Genomic DNA, 17,037 nt, shown 5'->3' with positions numbered 1-17,037 from the left:
GTTAGGAAATCAATATGCATAAGCAGCACTCCACCGAAGATATTTGCCAATTAGGACGCGGCGTTATTGAACAAGAGCTAGACCAAGCTCGGTTGCTACTCGACTCTCTGACCACTTCATTCGCAGAGGCTTGCAAAGCTATTCTCAATTGCGAAGGTAAGGTCATCATTACGGGCATCGGTAAGTCTGGTCATATCGGCAAAAAAATCGCAGCGACCTTTGCTTCAACGGGCTCACCGGCTTTCTTTGTTCACCCAGCAGAAGCACTACACGGTGACCTAGGGATGGCTCGCCAAGGCGACGTAGTTATTCTGATTTCTAACTCCGGTGAAGCCAATGAATTTAAAATGATGGTACCGCTTCTAAAGCGCCAAAAAATTACCACTATTGGCGTCACCGCAAATCTCAATAGTTTTTTAGCGAAAGAATGCGATATCACCTTAGACATCGCCACTAAGAAGGAAGCATGCCCTCTTGGTCTAGCACCTACCGCAAGCGCCACCAACACCTTGTTATTGGGCGACGCTATCGGCATTACAGTGATGACGATGCGAGAATTTGATCAGAATGACTTTGCACTGTCTCACCCTGCGGGATCACTTGGTAGCAGGCTATTAACTAATGTAGGACAACTGTTAGACGACCAACACAAAAGCGCACATTGCTCACCCAATGCGACATTACAAGACGCAGTAAGTGTAATGTGCCAAACAGGTTATGGGTTAATTGCAATAGCTGAACAAGGGAATTTAAGAGGAGTCTTCACGGATGGTGATTTGCGACGAGCGTTCGCAAAAGGTGTAACACCAAGTACTGCTATTAAGAGTTTGGTGAAACCGGGAGCAATCACGGTCCAGCATTCCAGCCTTTGCGTTGACGCCTTGGCGTTGATGAGTGAAAACGCCATTACTGCTCTCCCCGTATTAACCGAAGACAGAGTATTTGTAGGAGTAATTAACCAGCATACGATCCAAAAGGCAGGGATCTATTAGTAAATCCAAGCTTTGACGGGATTTTACTAGTACCAGAAATAGAAAAGGGAGCCTGAGCTCCCTTTTGTTGTTTTACTTCAGCTTAGAGCTAGCGACTTTCGCCGATGCACTGCCTGGGTACTCATCCACCACTTGCTGATAGTATTTCTTCGCTTGCGCTGCATTGTTGTTACGCTCAGCAATATCGCCTAGCTTGACTAATGCATCTGCACGCTTGTTGGAATCTTTGTAAGAAACCACGGCTGCAAAGCTCTTCACAGCTTCTTTATCCTGTTTCTTCGCGAAGTACAACTGACCTAGCCAGTAATGTGAGTTCGCAGAATATGTTGAATCAGGATAGTCCTTTTGGAACTGTTGGAATGCAGCGATAGCACCGGTGTAGTCGCGTTTTTTAAGGATCAAATCCACCGCGTCTTGGTAAGCCGTTTGTTCATCGGCATTCGATGTGTACTTACCACCCGTCTCTGCTGGTTTCGTTTCTTTAACAGGCGCGGCTTTCATTTCGCCACGCACTCGATCAAGCTCAACAAACAGCTCACGCTGACGTTTCAGCATTTGCTGCATCTCGTAGCTATTACGCTCTAACTGACCACGTAGATCACTGATCTCTTGTGACATTTGGTCAATTTGCTCTTGCATTTGAAGCTGAACGCGGTTGCGATTTTGCAGCAAGCGCTCTAAACGCTCGATGTCGGTTTCTGAAGAAGATCGAGTAGATACTGATGACGTGCTGTTGAGATCTGATACTGGAGCTGGTGCAGCGAACGCGAAGTTCGCTGCACTTGCCAGTAACGTAAGCGTAACAGCGCGCTTAGTGTTACTGAACATGAGGTTTACCTCGAATTAGTATACTAGAACCGCACGACGGTTCTTAGCGTAAACTTCTTCAGATTGACCTAGAAGAAGTGGCTTCTCTTCACCGTAGCTAACGATAGAGATTTGGTCAGCTTGTACACCTAGTGCTTGTAGGTAGTTTGATACTGCTTCTGCACGACGCTCGCCTAGTGCGATGTTGTACTCAGGAGTACCACGCTCATCAGCGTGACCTTCGATAGTTACTTTTAGAGCAGGGTTCTTGCTTAGGTAAGAAGCATGAGCTGCTAGCATTTCTTCGTAATCACCTGCAATTGTTGAGTTGTCAAATGCGAAGTAGATAGTTTGAGTTTCACGTAGCGCTTGCTCTTTTAGCTCTTGCTCCGTTAGCTGACCATTCTGATCGATCGGAGTAACGACTGTTGTTTCTGCAGCACCAGTGTTTGTTTCTGCACCAGTGTTAGAAGCAGCGTCATCGCTTGAACTACATGCTGTCATAGCCATCACAGGAATCGCGATTAGTAGCCCTTTTAGAACCTTGTTCAGTTGCATCTTATTTTCCTTTATTAATCAATTTTTTCTTACTACAAAAACGGTGACCATGCGGGAGCTCTTACACGCCCATTTGTTGCCGGTAATCTAGCTTTAAATCGACCATCAATTGACACCATCGATAGTACGTTTTTCTTGTTGTAAATCGAGCTATAGATAACCATGCCACCATTTGGGGCAATGCTCGGAGACTCATCAAGCAACGTTTTTGTTAGCACCTGAAGAGCACCTGTTTCCAAATCTTGTTTAGCCAAGTTGAAGCCCGAATCACTGCGATTCACCATGACAAGGAATCGGCCGTCAGGAGTGATTTGTCCACCCAAGTTCTGACTGCCTTGCCAAGTCAAGCGGTTAGTTGAACCGCTGCCCAAATTTACTTGATAAATCTGAGGTTTACCACCCCTGTCTGATGTGAAAATCAGCGATTTGCCATCGGGGTGCCAGAACGGTTCCGTATTATTTGATCTGCCACGCGTAATTTGTGTCAGCTTACGTGTTTTTAGATCCAAGGTGTAAACCTGAAGTGAACCTGTCTTAGACAGTACCAAAGCAAGTTTACTGCCATCCGGCGAGAATCTTGGCGCACCATTATGACGAGGGTATGACGTTACCTTCTCACGCTCACCGGTATAGATGTTCATGATGAAGATTTCAGCCTGACCGTTTTGGAAACTCACGTATGCTAGCTTCTGGCCATCTGGTGACCATGCAGGAGACATTAGCGGTTGCTTAGAACGAAGTACCAAACGTTCGTTGTAACCATCGTAATCCGCAACGCGAAGTTGGTATGGGAAGCGATCTTTGTCATTTACAACAACGTAAGCAATACGCGTCATAAATGCACCGCGTTCGCCAGTAAGTTGCTCGTAAACAAGGTCAGAAATGCGGTGCGCGTATTCACGCATGCGTGGAGCTTCAACCGTTGCTACTTTATTGAAAAGAACATGATCTTTAGAAAGTACCAGCTCACCATCACCACCAAGAGCTTTACTCTGACCGCCCGTTAGTTGACCACGAACAACATCCACTAATTGGTAGTTAACCACATAGTTGCCTTGCTCATTTTGCTTAATTGAACCAGTTAGCAGAGCATCAACGCCAAGGCCAGTCCACGCATCAAAGTTCACCTCTGATTCATTGAATGGAGTTTGTGGCATTTTGCTCGTTGGTACAGGGCTGAATTTACCACTGCGTTGCAAATCAGAAGCAATCACAGCTGAAATATCAGTTGGAAGAGGTTTACTGCCTTCCCATTTGAATGGAACAACAGCAATTGGTCGTGCTGAATCAATACCATCGGTAATCACCAGCTCTAGTGCAGCATGAGCCACACTCGTTAGACTGCCAAGCAGTACAAACATTCCTAGTAAAAGGCGTTTAATCACGGCTTATCCCTTATTGTTGTAGTGCGACCGTAAGGTTAATGTCCTTCAGCCTTTGGTTAACTGTTGAATCAGTAGATATTGGAAAACTCGGTACTTGTGCGATTGCGCTCTTTGCAGCCGCGCATACTCTAGAGTCACCAGAAAGCACATTGACTGACGAAACGATCATGTCAGCACCCGTAGGAATCAGCTTAATGTTAACTCTACACTCCTTTCCCAATAGGTAATCGTCCTTTAGCAGTTTGCTTTGAATAAGCTGAGTATAGATAGAGCTATAACGAGAGACTTCATCAGCAACAAATTGCCCTTGAGCCTGTTGGTTTGCGCTTGTTTCACTTTCCAATCCAGCAAAGATGTCATCCAACGCTGCTTCTTGCTCTTTACGCTCACGCTCTAATCGCTCAAGACGCTCTTTTTCTTTGCGCGCTTTTTCAGCTGCCTCTTTCGCGGCTTTTTCTTTCGCAATACGTTCTTGCTCTGCTTTTGCTGCGGCCTCACGTTCACGACGCGCTTTCTCTTCTGCTTCTTTCGCAGCTTTCTCGCGCGCTACACGCTCTTGTTCCGCTTTCGCTGCGGCAGCTTCTTTAGCAATGCGTTGCTGCTCAGCTTTACGTACAGCCTCTTCTTTGGCTTTACGTTCTTTTTCTGCTTTTGCTGCACGTTCTTTTTCTTTACGAGTGCGTTCTTCCTCTGCCTTACGCTCTTGCTCTTTCTTCTTACGAGCAGCTTCGGCTTCGCGAGCGGCTTTGGCATCTTTCGCCTGTTGCTCTTTCAGTTTACGAATCTGTTCTTCTTCTGCTTTGCGATTTTTCTCAAGCTGCTCAGCTTCACGTCTCAACTTATCAAGACGGTCTTGCTCTTTCTTGGCCGCTTTTTCGCGTTGCTGACGAATCTCTTTCGCTTGCTGTTGAACAAGTTTAGGGTCAATGACCACTGCCTGCACCATTTGCCCCGTAGGTTCCGGCTTAGACATTGTGAAATCTGTACCCCAAAGCAGAGCAACGACTAACAGCGCATGCAAACCAACCGATATCGCTACCGGCTTGGTGTATTCTTTGCGTTTCTTCTTGTTGTCTTTCATAGATGTACGATGTCTATTCCTTGATATCAGTCATCAGACCCACTTTTGGGATGCCTGCACGACTTAACTCGTCAAGCAAAAGTACAACGTCAGCATATGGCGTCGCCGCATCGCCACCCACCGCAACAGGTGAATCTGGCTTGATAGAGCGTTCTGCTTTCACTCGTACAATCACGTCTTGTAGTGATAGACCGCGCTGAACCTCTTCGTCATTCACGCTCAGACCTAAATTACCGTCGCGATCAATTTCAATGATGATAAAGCTGCTGTCTGTATCACCCGCTATATTTTGCATCGATTCAGCTGTCGATGTTTGTGGAAGATCCACATCAACACCTTGGGTGACAAATGGAGCGGTTGCCATAAAAATGATCAGCAATACGAGCATGACGTCGATATATGGCACGACGTTGATCTCTGCTGTCATTTTACGCTTTTTAGGTTGGTAACCCGCCATGCCTTATTCCTTACTTGCGCTGTCTCTACCCGCCATCGCTTGACGGTGCAGGATGCTGTGGAATTCTTCAGAGAAAGTCGCGTAAGTGTGCTCTAACTTACTTACTTTGTTACTTAGACGGTTGTAAGCCATTACTGCTGGAATAGCGGCAAATAGACCCATAGCAGTTGCAATCAGTGCTTCTGCGATACCAGGAGCCACCATAGAAAGTGTCGCCTGCTTCACTTCACCTAATGCAATAAAGGCGTGCATGATGCCCCAAACAGTACCAAATAGACCAATGTACGGGCTGATTGAACCGACTGTGGCAAGAAATGGTAGGCTCGTTTCCAGTTCATCGACTTCACGAGCAACGGAGACACGCATCGCACGACCCGTGCCTTCCATAATGTAAGCTGGAGAATTCGCATTGCTTTTGCGTAGACGTGCAAACTCTGTAAAGCCTGCGTAGAAGATTTCTTCCGTGCCAGTAATGTCATCTTTACGGGCTTTTACCTTTTGGTAAAGCTGAGAAAGATCAGTACCTGACCAGAATTTGTCTTCAAATGACTCGGCATCTTTCGATGCTTGAGACAACACTTTGCTGCGCTTGATGATCATTGCCCAAGATGCGACAGACATACCGAGTAGTGTCAACATCACAAGCTTTACCAACAGACTGGCCTGAAGAAAGAGATCTAAAATGGAAATATCAGCAGTCACTATTTGTTAGCTCCGAATTGATAAAAGATGGGATAGCTATTGGTTTCATTTTCTTATTATCGATACATGCTACCTTAACAATTGTCTTGCACAATGTTTTGCCTTCATCATTGACTAACTCTTGACAGAATTGCAGAGACGCACGTTTTATTTCTGACACTCGGGTAAGAACGGTCAAATGCTCGTCCAATCTAGCCCCTTGGTTGAAATCGATATCCATGTGTCGGACAACGAAACCTATATTTTGTTCCAACAACAGATTTTGAGAAATGCCTTTTGCACGCAATAACTCAGTACGCGCACGTTCAAAGAATTTTAAATAATTTGAGTGATAGACGACGCCGCCCGCATCAGTGTCTTCGTAATACACCGTGATTGGCCAGCGGAAGGAATTTGATGTGCCTTGCAAGGGAGTACCAATATATTCAATTCTTTAAAGCAATTACTATAACTGAAGCGACAGCAATTGGTACTGAGCTAAGGGAATATTTTTGAAATTTGTAGAAAAAATAAAAGCCAGACTATGAGTCTGGCTTTTATTCGATGATTTAGTAACCGACTTTATTTCAGTTTGTAACGCTTACATGAAATACAGTGCAGTTAGATAAATTAAGATAGCGAGCGAGAAATAAGGACTGAACAGCACCTGCCAGTACCAATTTCTTGGCTTGAAGCCCACACCATATACCATGCTTGAGCATACTGACCAAATCAGCGCTGGTGCGATAAACGCATTAAAGCCACCAATTTCTCGATGGTATGCGTTCGGATCCCACATCACCAACCCTACATGCATAAAGCCAAGGATTAAGGCCAAGACTCTTAGCAGAGTCTTGTCCATTGGTGCGTGAAGTTTCGCTACCTTGTCAGCGAGATTACTCACTGTCTTTATCCATCATTTCTGAGTGCTCTAACCAAAGAGCGTTGATGATACCGAATGCACAAGCAAGTAGTACACCTAGAATCCATGCGAAATACCACATAGTAATAGCTCCTTAGTATAGTGAGTTTTTGTTTTCTTCGATGAACTGGTCATCCAAGCGGCCAAACATCTTGTAGTAAGTCCAAGACGTGTAAGCAAGGATGATAGGAACCATAACAAACGCTACACCTGTCATTAGGTTCAGAGTCAGTTCAGATGAAGTTGCATCCCACATTGTCAGACTTTGGCTTGGCATTAGGTCTGAAGGCATTACGAATGGGAACATTGCGATACCAGCAGTAAAGATAACACCAGCGTTGCCAAGGCTTGACGTTAGGAACGCGATACCACACTTCTCTAGGCGAGATGCCAATACAGCTAGTAGCGGCATAGCAACACCGAGTACAGGTGCAGCCCATAGTAGTGGGTAAGCTTCAAAGTTGTTCATCCACGCACCAGCTTCACGGATAACCTCTTTGTTTAGAGGGTTAGAAGCCGCTGCAGTGTCGATGCCACCTACGATAACGTAGCCTTCGATGCTTTGGATCCAGAAACCAGCAACCACAAATGCAATAACAGTTAGTAGACCTGTTAGCTGAGCCACATTACGAGCACGAGTATGTACTTCGCCAGTTGTCTTCATTTGAAGCCAAGTTGCACCTTGCATCAGGATCATGAACAAGCTTACTAGACCACATAGTAGAGCAAATGGGTTTAGTAGACCAAAGAATGAACCGTGGTACGTTGGCATTAGGAATTCGTTCAACTGGAATGGAACACCTTGTAGAAGGTTACCAAACGCTACACCAAAGATGATTGGTGGAACGAAGCCACTGATTGAGATACAGATATCCCAAGTGTTACGCCATTTTGGATCTTCGATTTTTGAGCGGTAATCAAGACCAATCGGACGTAGCCAAAGTGCCGCTAGAGTTAGGATCATCGCTAGGTAGAAACCAGAAAACGATGTCGCGTAAACCAAAGGCCATGCTGCGAACAATGCACCACCAGCAGTGATAAGCCAAACTTGGTTACCATCCCAGTGCGGAGCGATTGAGTTAATCATGACACGACGTTGTGTGTCGTTTTTACCGATAACAGGTACAAGCGCGCCTACACCCATATCGAAACCGTCAGTAATAGCGAAACCAACTAGTAGAACACCGATCAGTACCCACCAGATGAATCGCAAGATTTCGTAATCAAACATCTTGTTGTCTCCTTACCTTACGCTTCTACTTGGCGGCTAACTTTGTCTTCAACAGAGTCAGCGTTTTGCTCGAAGTGGTAGCGACCAGTTTTCAGGCTGCTTGGACCTTTACGAGCGAATTTCACCATTAGGTATACTTCTGCAATTAGGAATGCAGTGTACAGCGCTAGGATTGCAAATAGTGAAGTCCAGATTTCACCTGCTGTTAGTGCTGAAGCCGCAACGTGTACCGGTAGGATTTCACCTACTGCCCACGGTTGACGACCGTACTCAGCAACAAACCAACCTGCTTCGATCGCAATCCATGGAAGTGGAATGCTGAACAATGCAGCTTTAAGAATCCATGGTTTCTGTTCGATCTTCTGACGACATGTTTGGATAAATGATGCACCAAATACGAATAGCATGATGAAGCCACACGCAACCATGATACGGAATGACCAGAATAGCGGCCATACTGTTGGGATTGAATCATCTGCAGCAGCTTGGATTTGGTCTTCTGTCGCGTCAACAACGTTTTCTGTGTAACGTTTTAGAAGTAGACCATAACCTAGGTCACCCTTCACTTCGTCAAACGCAGTCATGTTTGCTTCAGACTTGTCGCCTGCACGCAGTTTTTCAAGCAATTCATATGCGTACATACCAGTACGGATACGGTCAACGTGCTCTTCACGTAAGTCGTGTAGACCTGTTACTTGCTCATCAAATGAACGTGTCGCGATGATACCCATTACGTAAGGGATCTTAATTGCGTAATCGGTGTTCATTGTTTCTTGGTTTGGTAAACCGAACAGTGTGAACGCCGCTGGTGCTGGTTCTGTGTGCCACTCAGCTTCTACTGCTGCAAGCTTCACTTTTTGAACTTCACCAAGCTCGTAACCAGATTCATCACCTAGCACGATAGTAGACAGGATTGCTGCCATACCGAAAGAAGCTGCGATAGCAAACGAACGACGAGCGAACGCCACATCACGACCTTTCAATAAGTAGTAAGAACTGATGCCTAGAACAAACATTGCACCACATGTGTAACCAGACGCTACTGTGTGTACAAATTTAACTTGCGCTACAGGGTTTAGAACAACGTCTGCGAAGCTCACCATTTCCATACGCATGGTTTCAAAGTTGAACTCAGCGCCAACTGGGTTTTGCATCCAGCCGTTCGCAATAAGAATCCAAAGTGCAGAGAAGTTAGAACCCAGAGCAACCAACCAGGTTACCGCTAAGTGTTGACGTTTAGATAGACGATCCCACCCGAAGAAGAATAGACCAACAAAAGTTGACTCCAGGAAGAAAGCAACCAGTGCTTCGATCGCCAGTGGTGCACCGAAGATGTCACCTACATAGTGGGAGTAGTAAGACCAGTTCGTACCAAACTGGAACTCCATGGTAAGGCCGGTAGCCACACCAAGTGCAAAGTTAATACCGAACAGCTTACCCCAGAACTTGGTCATGTCCTTGTAGATTTGCTTGTTCGTCATTACGTACATCGATTCCATAATGGCCAAAAGGAAGGCCATACCAAGAGTCAATGGTACGAATAGGAAGTGATACATCGCTGTCAGTGCAAACTGCAACCGCGACAGATCAACTACGTCAATCATGGTAACTCCTATGTGTCGGCTGAATGACACTCTCTACATATTGCAATCCATACACAAGTGTTATTCACACTTGAAAAATGTTGAATTATCACAACGCTTTGTTGCAAAAATGTGCTTCATTGGTTAGTTAATTGTTAAGCATCAGCTAATATAGCTGGGTCTAATATTACTTGTAAAAACAGTTTGTTTCAAAAGGTTTATGGCGAGAAACCGCTTTGATATACATCAATCTTTATGCGCTGATTTTGCACAAAAATCCATCACATTGATCCAGATCAATCGATATTCGATGAGTATGTTAATAGAGAGTAATCAGGAGAGAAAATAATCAGTTAGGCAAGAACATAGAGTTAACAATCTATAAGTTTCTATTACCTATTTAGTATTAGAAGAGATTTAATAAATGAGAGGTTGGTCAACATTGGTGAAACGCTGAGCGCTAAGCGCCCAGCGATGGAATCTTACTTTTCAATTCCGAAATGCAGATAAGCGCGATCTGTGGCAATTCTACCACGGGGAGTGCGTTGCAAGTAGCCTTGTTGGATTAGATATGGCTCAAGAACGTCTTCAATGGTGTCTTTCTCTTCACCAATCGCGGCTGCCATGTTGTCTAAACCGACAGGTCCACCACCAAATTTCTCCATGATCGCAAGCAACAGCTTACGGTCCATGTAATCAAAGCCTTCTGCATCCACATCAAGCATGTTCAGCGCTTTGTCTGCTGTATCAGCACATATATGACCATTACCTTTCACTTCGGCATAGTCACGAACACGGCGCAATAGTCGGTTAGCAATACGTGGTGTACCACGAGCACGGCGAGCAACTTCCAATGCACCTTCTGATTCCATCGACAAGCCCAAGCAATCGGCACTGCGCTGAACGATATCTTGCAGGTCTTTTACTTTATAGTACTCAAGACGCTGCGTAATACCGAAACGGTCACGAAGTGGCGAAGTCAGAGAACCTGCACGCGTCGTTGCACCGATCAAAGTGAAAGGTGGCAAATCAATTTTGATAGAGCGTGCTGCAGGACCTTCACCAATCATGATGTCCAACTGATAATCCTCCATTGCTGGATACAACACCTCTTCAACCATCGGGCTTAAGCGGTGAATCTCATCAATGAACAGCACATCGTTTTCTTCTAAGTTAGTCAGCAGCGCCGCCAAGTCTCCTGCTTTCTCAAGCACTGGGCCAGAAGTGGTTCGAATGTTCACTTCCATCTCATTGGCGACGATATTCGCAAGCGTGGTTTTACCCAAGCCCGGAGGACCAAAAATCAAAAGGTGGTCAAGCGCTTCATTTCGCAATTGAGCGGCTTTGATGAAAATCTCCATCTGATCACGAACGTGATCCTGACCTTGGTAATCTGCCAGTTTCTTAGGACGAATCGCACGGTCGATGACATCTTCATCACGAAACGAAGGATTTTCTGGAGCGATTAAACGATCGGCTTCAATCATATTGTTCCCTTGGGCTTTCCGTTACACCATTGATTTTAGTGCTTCACGGATCAGTTGCTCACTGGTCATATCCGGTTTAGCGATCTGAGAAACCACTTTCGACGCTTGAGTCGGCTTGTAGCCCAGAGCAAGGAGCGCACTGATTGCCTCTTCTTCTGCGTTATTAGAACCCGCAGAGCCAGAGTCCGCAGGTGCTGCATCCGTAAATGGAGTAAACAGATCGCCAGCACCCCACCCTTTCAGGCGGTCTTTCATTTCTACAACTAGTCGTTCAGCAGTCTTCTTGCCAACACCTGGTAGCTTCACCAGCGTTGAAATGTCTTCACGCTCAACGCAAGAAACGAATTGGCTCGCTGTCATACCAGAAAGGATACCTAGACCTAGCTTAGGCCCAACACCGTTCGCTTTGATCACTTCACGGAAAAGCGCACGTTCTTTTACTGTGTTGAAACCGTAAAGCAATTGCGCGTCTTCACGCACAACAAAGTGAGTATAAATAATGGCTTCTTCACCGACATTTGGCAATTCGTAGAAACAGCTCATTGGCATCTGAACTTCATAACCAATGCCATTAACTTCAATTAAAACTTCAGGTGGTTGCTTTTCAAGCAGAGTGCCGCGAAGACGTCCAATCACTATAAATACTCTTTGGAAATGAATTTGCGACAGGATAATAAAGAACTGGATAGACATCCAGTCCTTTATGCGGTGGGGTTAGATTTTTGAGACAACTTGATCAAGCTGTTGAGTCAGATTGCGCACCGCGACCACTTGCCCGTTCAGTTCGCTGCCGTATTGCGCGACAGTTTCAGCAATGGTTTTGGTGTTCACTACGCCGTTAGCAACTTCACTGCTGGCTTCATCTAACTCTTTTAAAGCCGTCATTTGCGTCGCCATGATGCCAGACAGACTCTGCACATCGTGAGAGATGGTGGTAACTTGCTGAATAATGGTGTTCATTCGCTCTGTACTCGATGTCACGACGCTTTGACCATGCTTCACTTCTTGCTCACTGCGATCAAGCAAGTTCCGAATTTCCACCGCCGACTGACTGCTCTTAGCTGAAAGCTCTCGCACTTGGTCCGCAACGACCGCAAAACCTCTGCCCTGCTCACCCGCTCTCGCCGCTTCAATAGCGGCATTCAGAGCGAGCAAGTTGGTTTGTTCCGCAACTGACGTAATCAAGTCCGCCACTTTCATGATGTCTTCATGGCTGGTAATGATCTGGCTGATCGCTTGGGTAGAGTCCTCCAATAATTCCGAGCTTTTCTCAGCTTGTTGATGAACGCCCTCACTCTTCTCACGCAGCTCTTCGACAAACTTGCTGGACTCTTCAATCCCAATCGTCATGTGATGCACTTGCTGACTCATTTGCTCGGCTGCACTGGCTTGGGATTCACTGTTTACATTAAGGGCGTTCACTTGAGCATCCAATTGCGATGATTGTTCATCGAGTACTTGCGAGACTTGTTTCAACTCACTTGAGTTTTGATTCGCCTGTTCTAGCACCTCTGCTAAACGTAGCTCCCCTTCTGTCGCCTTTTGTGCCACCAACTCACTTTCTGCTTTAGCTTTCTCTGCACTTTCAATCGCGATGTCTCGCTGCTTGGCGGTAAAGGCTTGCGCAATACAAATCACCACCAGCGGTAACACGGTACCTGACCATATCTCCACACGCTGCGCAGATTCAGACAACACGAGTTGGGGAAAACCAAAACCAGATACATGCTGATACGTCATTACCGCAGAAAGCACTATCACTAACGCGCTCCAAGAGATTGCCATAATACGAGTGCCAGATAAAAAGAAAGCGACGACTAACAAAGGCACCCAGTAAGTTTGGGTAGAATCGACCACGCCACCACTTTGATAGATGATGTTGAGTGCATGCACTGACATGCCAACAAAACCAAGATTGAGCGACAATGCTGGTTGTTTGAACCACCTCAGGCTAAAGGCGGATATTAGTTCGAGTGCGATTAAGAGTACTGAGGTGAAAATTAGGCTTTCATGTCCATGTTTGGACCATTTGATCAGGCTGTAGATACCGACGAGGAAAGCGATGAAGGTAAATAGAGAGAGGATGTCTGCTTGACGTTGTTGTGTTCTTGTCCATTGAGTTTGGCGCGGCATAAATGCACTGCGCCACAGCGTGGCTGGATTCATGTTCAATCTTCCTTGATTGATTCCTTGTTAGACCTCTGACCACTATAGTTTTGTAACATTTTCTCAACAAATTCAATCCATAAATCTGTCTGAGATGTCTCATTTTTAATACGAGAATACGCCTAACGGTAACGACCTTTTCTTGCACTGGTTGCTTTGCCTGCGAGCGCCACTAGTGTCTTATTGGTGTTAGCGTGACAAATGGCAACACCCAACGCATCGGCGGCATCGGCTTGAGGCTTGGCTGGCAATTTAAGCATGTGTTGAACCATATGTTGAACCTGAACTTTGTCTGCGCCACCAGTGCCTGTTACCGCTTGTTTAATGAGACGAGCCGCGTACTCATGCACCGGAAGATCCGCATTCACAGCCGCCACAATTGCACTACCACGCGCCTGTCCTAGCTTTAATGCAGAATCAGCGTTCTTCGCCATAAACACTTGTTCGATAGCAAATACATCTGGTTGAAACTGGGTGATGATTTCCGTCACGCCTGCGTAGATTTGCTTGAGACGACCTGGCAACTCTTTTTCAGAAGTGCGAATACAGCCGCTGCCTAGATATTGCAGATGACGACCTTGCTGGCGAATCACGCCGTAACCGGTAATACGAGAGCCTGGGTCAATACCCAAAATAATTGACATGAAGACTCCTAATCAATAACTCACTGTAAGTATGAGAATAGTTGCCATTAAAACAAAAACTCCCGCAGGTGCGGGAGTTTTTTCTTTAATTGTTGTGCGCTTATTCTGCGTCTTTTTCTTTCGCAACTGTTACTGCAATCGCTAGCTCTTCTAGAGCCGCTGGGTTTGCAAGGCTTGGTGCGTCTGTTAGTAGACACGCCGCCGCAGTTGTTTTAGGAAACGCGATAACATCACGAATGTTCTCTGTCCCACATAGTAGCATCACTAGACGGTCTAGACCGAATGCAAGACCTGCATGTGGAGGCGTACCGAATTTCAGAGCGTCCAGTAGGAAGCCGAATTTCAGTTGCTGCTCTTCTGCATCGATACCTAGAATATCAAATACCGCTGCTTGCATTTCTGCGTTGTGGATACGTACAGAACCACCACCTACTTCGTAGCCGTTTAGAACCATGTCGTATGCGTTTGAGTTCGCTACTGCTGGGTTCGCTTTTAGCTCTTCCGCAGTCACACCTAGAGGTGATGTGAATGGGTGGTGCATCGCGTGTAGGTTGCCTTCGTCGTCTTCTTCGAACATTGGGAAGTCAACAACCCATAGCGGAGCCCAAGTGCCTTCTTTAGTTAGACCTAGGTCTTTACCAAGCTTAAGACGAAGTGCACCTAGTGCTTCAGCAACGATGCTAGCTTTGTCTGCGCCAAATAGGATGATGTCACCAGATTCCGCTTGAGTGCGATCTAGAATGCCGTTGATCACGTCTTCGTTTAGGAATTTAGCTACAGGAGATTGGATACCTTCCATGCCTGCTGCACGGTCGTTAACCTTCATCCATGCTAGACCTTTCGCACCGTAGATACCTACGAATTCTGCGTAGCCGTCGATTTGCTTACGAGTAAGCTCAGCACCACCTGGAACACGGATAACTGCAACGCGACCTTTCTCGTCGTTTGCTGGACCAGAGAATACTTTGAACTCAACGTCTTTTACTAGGTCAGCAACATCTACTAGCTCTAGCGGGTTACGTAGGTCTGGCTTGTCAGAACCGAAACGACGAATCGCTTCGCTGAATGGCATTACTGGGAATTCACCTAGGTCAACGTTCAGTAGCTCTTGCCACATTTCACGAACCATTTTCTCAGTCGTTGCACGAACTTGATCAGCCGTCATGAATGACGTTTCGATATCGATCTGAGTGAATTCTGGTTGACGGTCAGCACGCAAGTCTTCATCACGGAAACACTTAACGATTTGGTAGTAACGGTCAAAACCAGACATCATTAGAAGCTGTTTGAATAGCTGTGGAGACTGAGGAAGCGCGTAGAAGCTGCCTTTGTGAACACGGCTAGGTACTAGGTAGTCACGAGCGCCTTCTGGTGTCGCTTTTGTTAGTACTGGTGTTTCGATATCTAGGAAGCCGTTGTCATCTAGGAAACGACGAACAAAGCTAGACGCTTTAGCACGTAGCTTGATGCGGTCGCTCATTTCTGGACGACGTAGATCTAGGTAACGGTACTTCAGACGTTGCTCTTCAGAGTTCTTTTGGTTGAAGTCTAGAGGCAGAACGTCAGAACGGTTGATGATTTCAAGACCTTTCGCAAGGATCTCAACTTCACCTGTTGCCATGTCTTTGTTTACTTGGCTTTCTGGACGAACGCGAACTTCACCAGTTAGCTTGATACAGAATTCATTACGAAGTGTGTTAGCCACTTCATACGCATCTGCCATATCTGGATCAACAACTACCTGAACGATACCTTCGCGATCTCGCATATCGATAAAAATAAGACCGCCTAAATCACGACGACGGTTAACCCAGCCGCAAAGTTCTACAGTTTGTCCTGCAAGGGACTTGTTCAGGTGACCACAGTAATGGGTACGCATAATGAAATTCCCAATCTCTCAAATATTGTTAACTACGCTCTGTCAGCCTCATTGCCGAGCAGAGTAAAGATCCATTTATACGCTGAAAGCCTATGAAAATCGACTACTCAACATACAATTAAGTGTGTTTTATCATTCATTGGTGGTTTTTAGTACAACAAATGTTCAAAAGCGCACCAAAGCGAAAAAATTGGTAGGGATTATAGCGTGAAATTACCCATTTCAGCAAAACTCTCGTAAAGTGGGCTCAGGAAAAAACGTAAAGCAGAGATATGGATAATTTACCCCTTCGACTTGGATTGACCATGTGGTCGCACAACCAGTGGCAGCAAAGCTTTTATGGCAGTGGCACCAAACCCGCAGAGCGACTCGAAAAGTACGCGCAGGTGTTCCACACCGTAGAAGGCAACACCACCTTTTACGCCACACCGACGCTCAACACGGTGCAAAACTGGAAAGCCGCGACTCACGACGATTTCAAATTCACCTTTAAGTTGCCAAAAGCCATTACTCACGAACAGATGCTCAGAGGTTGCGACGAGCAGTTACGTGACTTTATGACGATCATGGAACCGCTTCATGAGCGTGTTGGGCAATGGACGATTCAGCTCCCTGCTGCATTTGGTCCAGAACACCTCGATAGATTAAAGAAGTTCTGTGCCAGCTTTCCGCCGAATTTCCCCCTGGGAGTTGAAGTTCGTCACATGGCGTTTTTCTCCAAAGGTGAAGAAGAACGTGCGTTGAATCAGTGGCTGTTAGAGAGCGGCATCGACCGCATTATTATGGACAGCCGCCCTGTATTCGCCGCGCAGCCGATAACAGAAGCAGTGATCGATGCCCACCAGAAAAAGCCTCGCGTTCCGGTTCATGCAATCGCAACCGCCAAACACCCGATGATTCGTTTTATCGGTCATCCAGACATGGACGACAACCTGCGCTTTTTCGAACCTTGGCTGACGAAACTGCCGATGTGGATTGAACAAGGCATTCAACCGTACTTGATGATCCACACGCCAGATAACGTCTTAGCACCAGAACTGGCTGAAAAGCTGTATAAGCAGCTACAACTCAAGCTCTCTCTGCCAAATTTGTCTGTATTTCCTGCCAACGATGGCAACTCGCAAATACAAATGTTTTAGGTAAGCTTATAATTAAGCAAATGAC

General features: G+C 46.0%; 18 protein-coding genes. 2 read left to right on the top strand and 16 right to left on the bottom strand.

Annotated elements, in window-relative coordinates; all coding sequences use genetic code 11:
• The first annotated feature begins 14 nt into the window (after nucleotides 1-14).
• Entirely contained in the window at nucleotides 15-992 is a 978-nt protein-coding gene (locus tag NL647_RS11630; protein ID WP_253650166.1) for an SIS domain-containing protein, read from the top strand.
• Nucleotides 993-1,064: 72 nt separating this feature from the next.
• On the opposite strand, the gene ybgF is transcribed toward NL647_RS11630, so the two are convergent.
• The 16 genes from ybgF to aspS form a co-directional block, all read right to left on the bottom strand.
• Nucleotides 1,065-1,820 carry a tol-pal system protein YbgF gene (ybgF, locus tag NL647_RS11625; protein WP_005450293.1) on the bottom strand — a complete coding sequence of 252 codons (756 nt, stop codon included), beginning with the start codon at nucleotides 1,818-1,820 and terminating at the stop codon, nucleotides 1,065-1,067.
• A gap of 15 nt (nucleotides 1,821-1,835) precedes the next feature.
• Nucleotides 1,836-2,357, bottom strand: a complete 522-nt coding sequence (pal, locus tag NL647_RS11620) for a peptidoglycan-associated lipoprotein Pal (protein WP_005450296.1) — start codon at nucleotides 2,355-2,357, stop codon at nucleotides 1,836-1,838.
• Nucleotides 2,358-2,389: 32 nt separating this feature from the next.
• Complete coding sequence (tolB, locus tag NL647_RS11615) at nucleotides 2,390-3,742, bottom strand: Tol-Pal system beta propeller repeat protein TolB (RefSeq protein WP_009698274.1); 1,353 nt, start codon at nucleotides 3,740-3,742, stop codon at nucleotides 2,390-2,392.
• 10 nt (nucleotides 3,743-3,752) lie between these two features.
• On the bottom strand, nucleotides 3,753-4,823 hold the full coding sequence (gene tolA, locus NL647_RS11610) for a cell envelope integrity protein TolA (RefSeq protein ID WP_253650165.1): 1,071 nt from the start codon (nucleotides 4,821-4,823) through the stop codon (nucleotides 3,753-3,755).
• Nucleotides 4,824-4,836: 13 nt separating this feature from the next.
• Complete coding sequence (locus NL647_RS11605) at nucleotides 4,837-5,280, bottom strand: ExbD/TolR family protein (RefSeq protein ID WP_053049287.1); 444 nt, start codon at nucleotides 5,278-5,280, stop codon at nucleotides 4,837-4,839.
• Between the two features lie 3 nt (nucleotides 5,281-5,283).
• Nucleotides 5,284-5,982, bottom strand: a complete 699-nt coding sequence (gene tolQ / locus NL647_RS11600; RefSeq protein ID WP_005450306.1) for a protein TolQ — start codon at nucleotides 5,980-5,982, stop codon at nucleotides 5,284-5,286.
• A complete protein-coding gene (gene ybgC / locus NL647_RS11595) occupies nucleotides 5,972-6,391 on the bottom strand; it encodes a tol-pal system-associated acyl-CoA thioesterase (protein ID WP_005450307.1) in 420 nt (139 codons plus the stop codon). The genes tolQ and ybgC overlap by 11 nt, the downstream gene beginning before the upstream one ends.
• Nucleotides 6,392-6,562: 171 nt before the next feature.
• A complete protein-coding gene (ybgE, locus tag NL647_RS11590; protein ID WP_005450308.1) occupies nucleotides 6,563-6,865 on the bottom strand; it encodes a cyd operon protein YbgE in 303 nt (100 codons plus the stop codon).
• Nucleotides 6,858-6,965 (bottom strand): cytochrome bd-I oxidase subunit CydX, encoded by a 108-nt coding sequence (gene cydX / locus NL647_RS11585; RefSeq protein WP_000270284.1) that lies wholly within the window; start codon nucleotides 6,963-6,965, stop codon nucleotides 6,858-6,860. Before cydX ends, ybgE begins: the two co-directional genes overlap by 8 nt.
• A 12-nt stretch (nucleotides 6,966-6,977) precedes the next feature.
• The gene (gene cydB, locus NL647_RS11580) at nucleotides 6,978-8,114 is read right to left on the bottom strand and encodes a cytochrome d ubiquinol oxidase subunit II (RefSeq protein WP_005450311.1); all 1,137 of its coding nucleotides are present in this window, start codon (nucleotides 8,112-8,114) and stop codon (nucleotides 6,978-6,980) included.
• A 17-nt stretch (nucleotides 8,115-8,131) separates the two neighbouring features.
• Nucleotides 8,132-9,718 (bottom strand): cytochrome ubiquinol oxidase subunit I, encoded by a 1,587-nt coding sequence (cydA, locus tag NL647_RS11575; protein WP_005450312.1) that lies wholly within the window; start codon nucleotides 9,716-9,718, stop codon nucleotides 8,132-8,134.
• 461 nt (nucleotides 9,719-10,179) lie between these two features.
• Complete coding sequence (ruvB, locus tag NL647_RS11570) at nucleotides 10,180-11,184, bottom strand: Holliday junction branch migration DNA helicase RuvB (RefSeq protein WP_009698277.1); 1,005 nt, start codon at nucleotides 11,182-11,184, stop codon at nucleotides 10,180-10,182.
• Between the two features lie 21 nt (nucleotides 11,185-11,205).
• Nucleotides 11,206-11,820 (bottom strand): Holliday junction branch migration protein RuvA, encoded by a 615-nt coding sequence (gene ruvA / locus NL647_RS11565; RefSeq protein ID WP_009698278.1) that lies wholly within the window; start codon nucleotides 11,818-11,820, stop codon nucleotides 11,206-11,208.
• Nucleotides 11,821-11,898: 78 nt separating this feature from the next.
• The gene (locus NL647_RS11560) at nucleotides 11,899-13,350 is read right to left on the bottom strand and encodes a methyl-accepting chemotaxis protein (protein WP_253650164.1); all 1,452 of its coding nucleotides are present in this window, start codon (nucleotides 13,348-13,350) and stop codon (nucleotides 11,899-11,901) included.
• 122 nt (nucleotides 13,351-13,472) lie between these two features.
• Nucleotides 13,473-13,994 (bottom strand): crossover junction endodeoxyribonuclease RuvC, encoded by a 522-nt coding sequence (gene ruvC, locus NL647_RS11555; RefSeq protein WP_005426231.1) that lies wholly within the window; start codon nucleotides 13,992-13,994, stop codon nucleotides 13,473-13,475.
• A gap of 100 nt (nucleotides 13,995-14,094) precedes the next feature.
• Nucleotides 14,095-15,873 carry an aspartate--tRNA ligase gene (gene aspS / locus NL647_RS11550; protein ID WP_199451330.1) on the bottom strand — a complete coding sequence of 593 codons (1,779 nt, stop codon included), beginning with the start codon at nucleotides 15,871-15,873 and terminating at the stop codon, nucleotides 14,095-14,097.
• Between the two features lie 272 nt (nucleotides 15,874-16,145).
• Between aspS and NL647_RS11545 the strand changes: the two genes are divergently transcribed.
• Nucleotides 16,146-17,012 carry a DUF72 domain-containing protein gene (locus NL647_RS11545; RefSeq protein WP_253650163.1) on the top strand — a complete coding sequence of 289 codons (867 nt, stop codon included), beginning with the start codon at nucleotides 16,146-16,148 and terminating at the stop codon, nucleotides 17,010-17,012.
• Nucleotides 17,013-17,037: the final 25 nt, after the last annotated feature.

This window comes from Vibrio sp. Y29_XK_CS5 (assembly GCF_024181835.1).
Classification (GTDB): domain Bacteria; phylum Pseudomonadota; class Gammaproteobacteria; order Enterobacterales; family Vibrionaceae; genus Vibrio; species Vibrio harveyi.
This window is presented reverse-complemented; position numbering and strand designations above follow the sequence as displayed.

Bases quoted from the DNA above. Each gene is read 5' to 3' on its own strand.
- NL647_RS11630 (WP_253650166.1), top strand. From the start codon at position 15: ATGCATAAGCAGCACTCCACCGAAGATATTTGCCAATTAGGACGCGGC.
- ybgF (WP_005450293.1), bottom strand. From the start codon at position 1,820: ATGTTCAGTAACACTAAGCGCGCTGTTACGCTTACGTTACTGGCAAGT.
- pal (WP_005450296.1), bottom strand. From the start codon at position 2,357: ATGCAACTGAACAAGGTTCTAAAAGGGCTACTAATCGCGATTCCTGTG.
- tolA (WP_253650165.1), bottom strand. From the start codon at position 4,823: ATGAAAGACAACAAGAAGAAACGCAAAGAATACACCAAGCCGGTAGCG.
- NL647_RS11605 (WP_053049287.1), bottom strand. From the start codon at position 5,280: ATGGCGGGTTACCAACCTAAAAAGCGTAAAATGACAGCAGAGATCAAC.
- cydX (WP_000270284.1), bottom strand. From the start codon at position 6,965: ATGTGGTATTTCGCATGGATTCTAGGTGTACTACTTGCTTGTGCATTC.
- cydB (WP_005450311.1), bottom strand. From the start codon at position 8,114: ATGTTTGATTACGAAATCTTGCGATTCATCTGGTGGGTACTGATCGGT.
- cydA (WP_005450312.1), bottom strand. From the start codon at position 9,718: ATGATTGACGTAGTTGATCTGTCGCGGTTGCAGTTTGCACTGACAGCG.
- ruvB (WP_009698277.1), bottom strand. From the start codon at position 11,184: ATGATTGAAGCCGATCGTTTAATCGCTCCAGAAAATCCTTCGTTTCGT.
- NL647_RS11560 (WP_253650164.1), bottom strand. From the start codon at position 13,350: ATGAATCCAGCCACGCTGTGGCGCAGTGCATTTATGCCGCGCCAAACT.
- ruvC (WP_005426231.1), bottom strand. From the start codon at position 13,994: ATGTCAATTATTTTGGGTATTGACCCAGGCTCTCGTATTACCGGTTAC.
- aspS (WP_199451330.1), bottom strand. From the start codon at position 15,873: ATGCGTACCCATTACTGTGGTCACCTGAACAAGTCCCTTGCAGGACAA.
- NL647_RS11545 (WP_253650163.1), top strand. From the start codon at position 16,146: ATGGATAATTTACCCCTTCGACTTGGATTGACCATGTGGTCGCACAAC.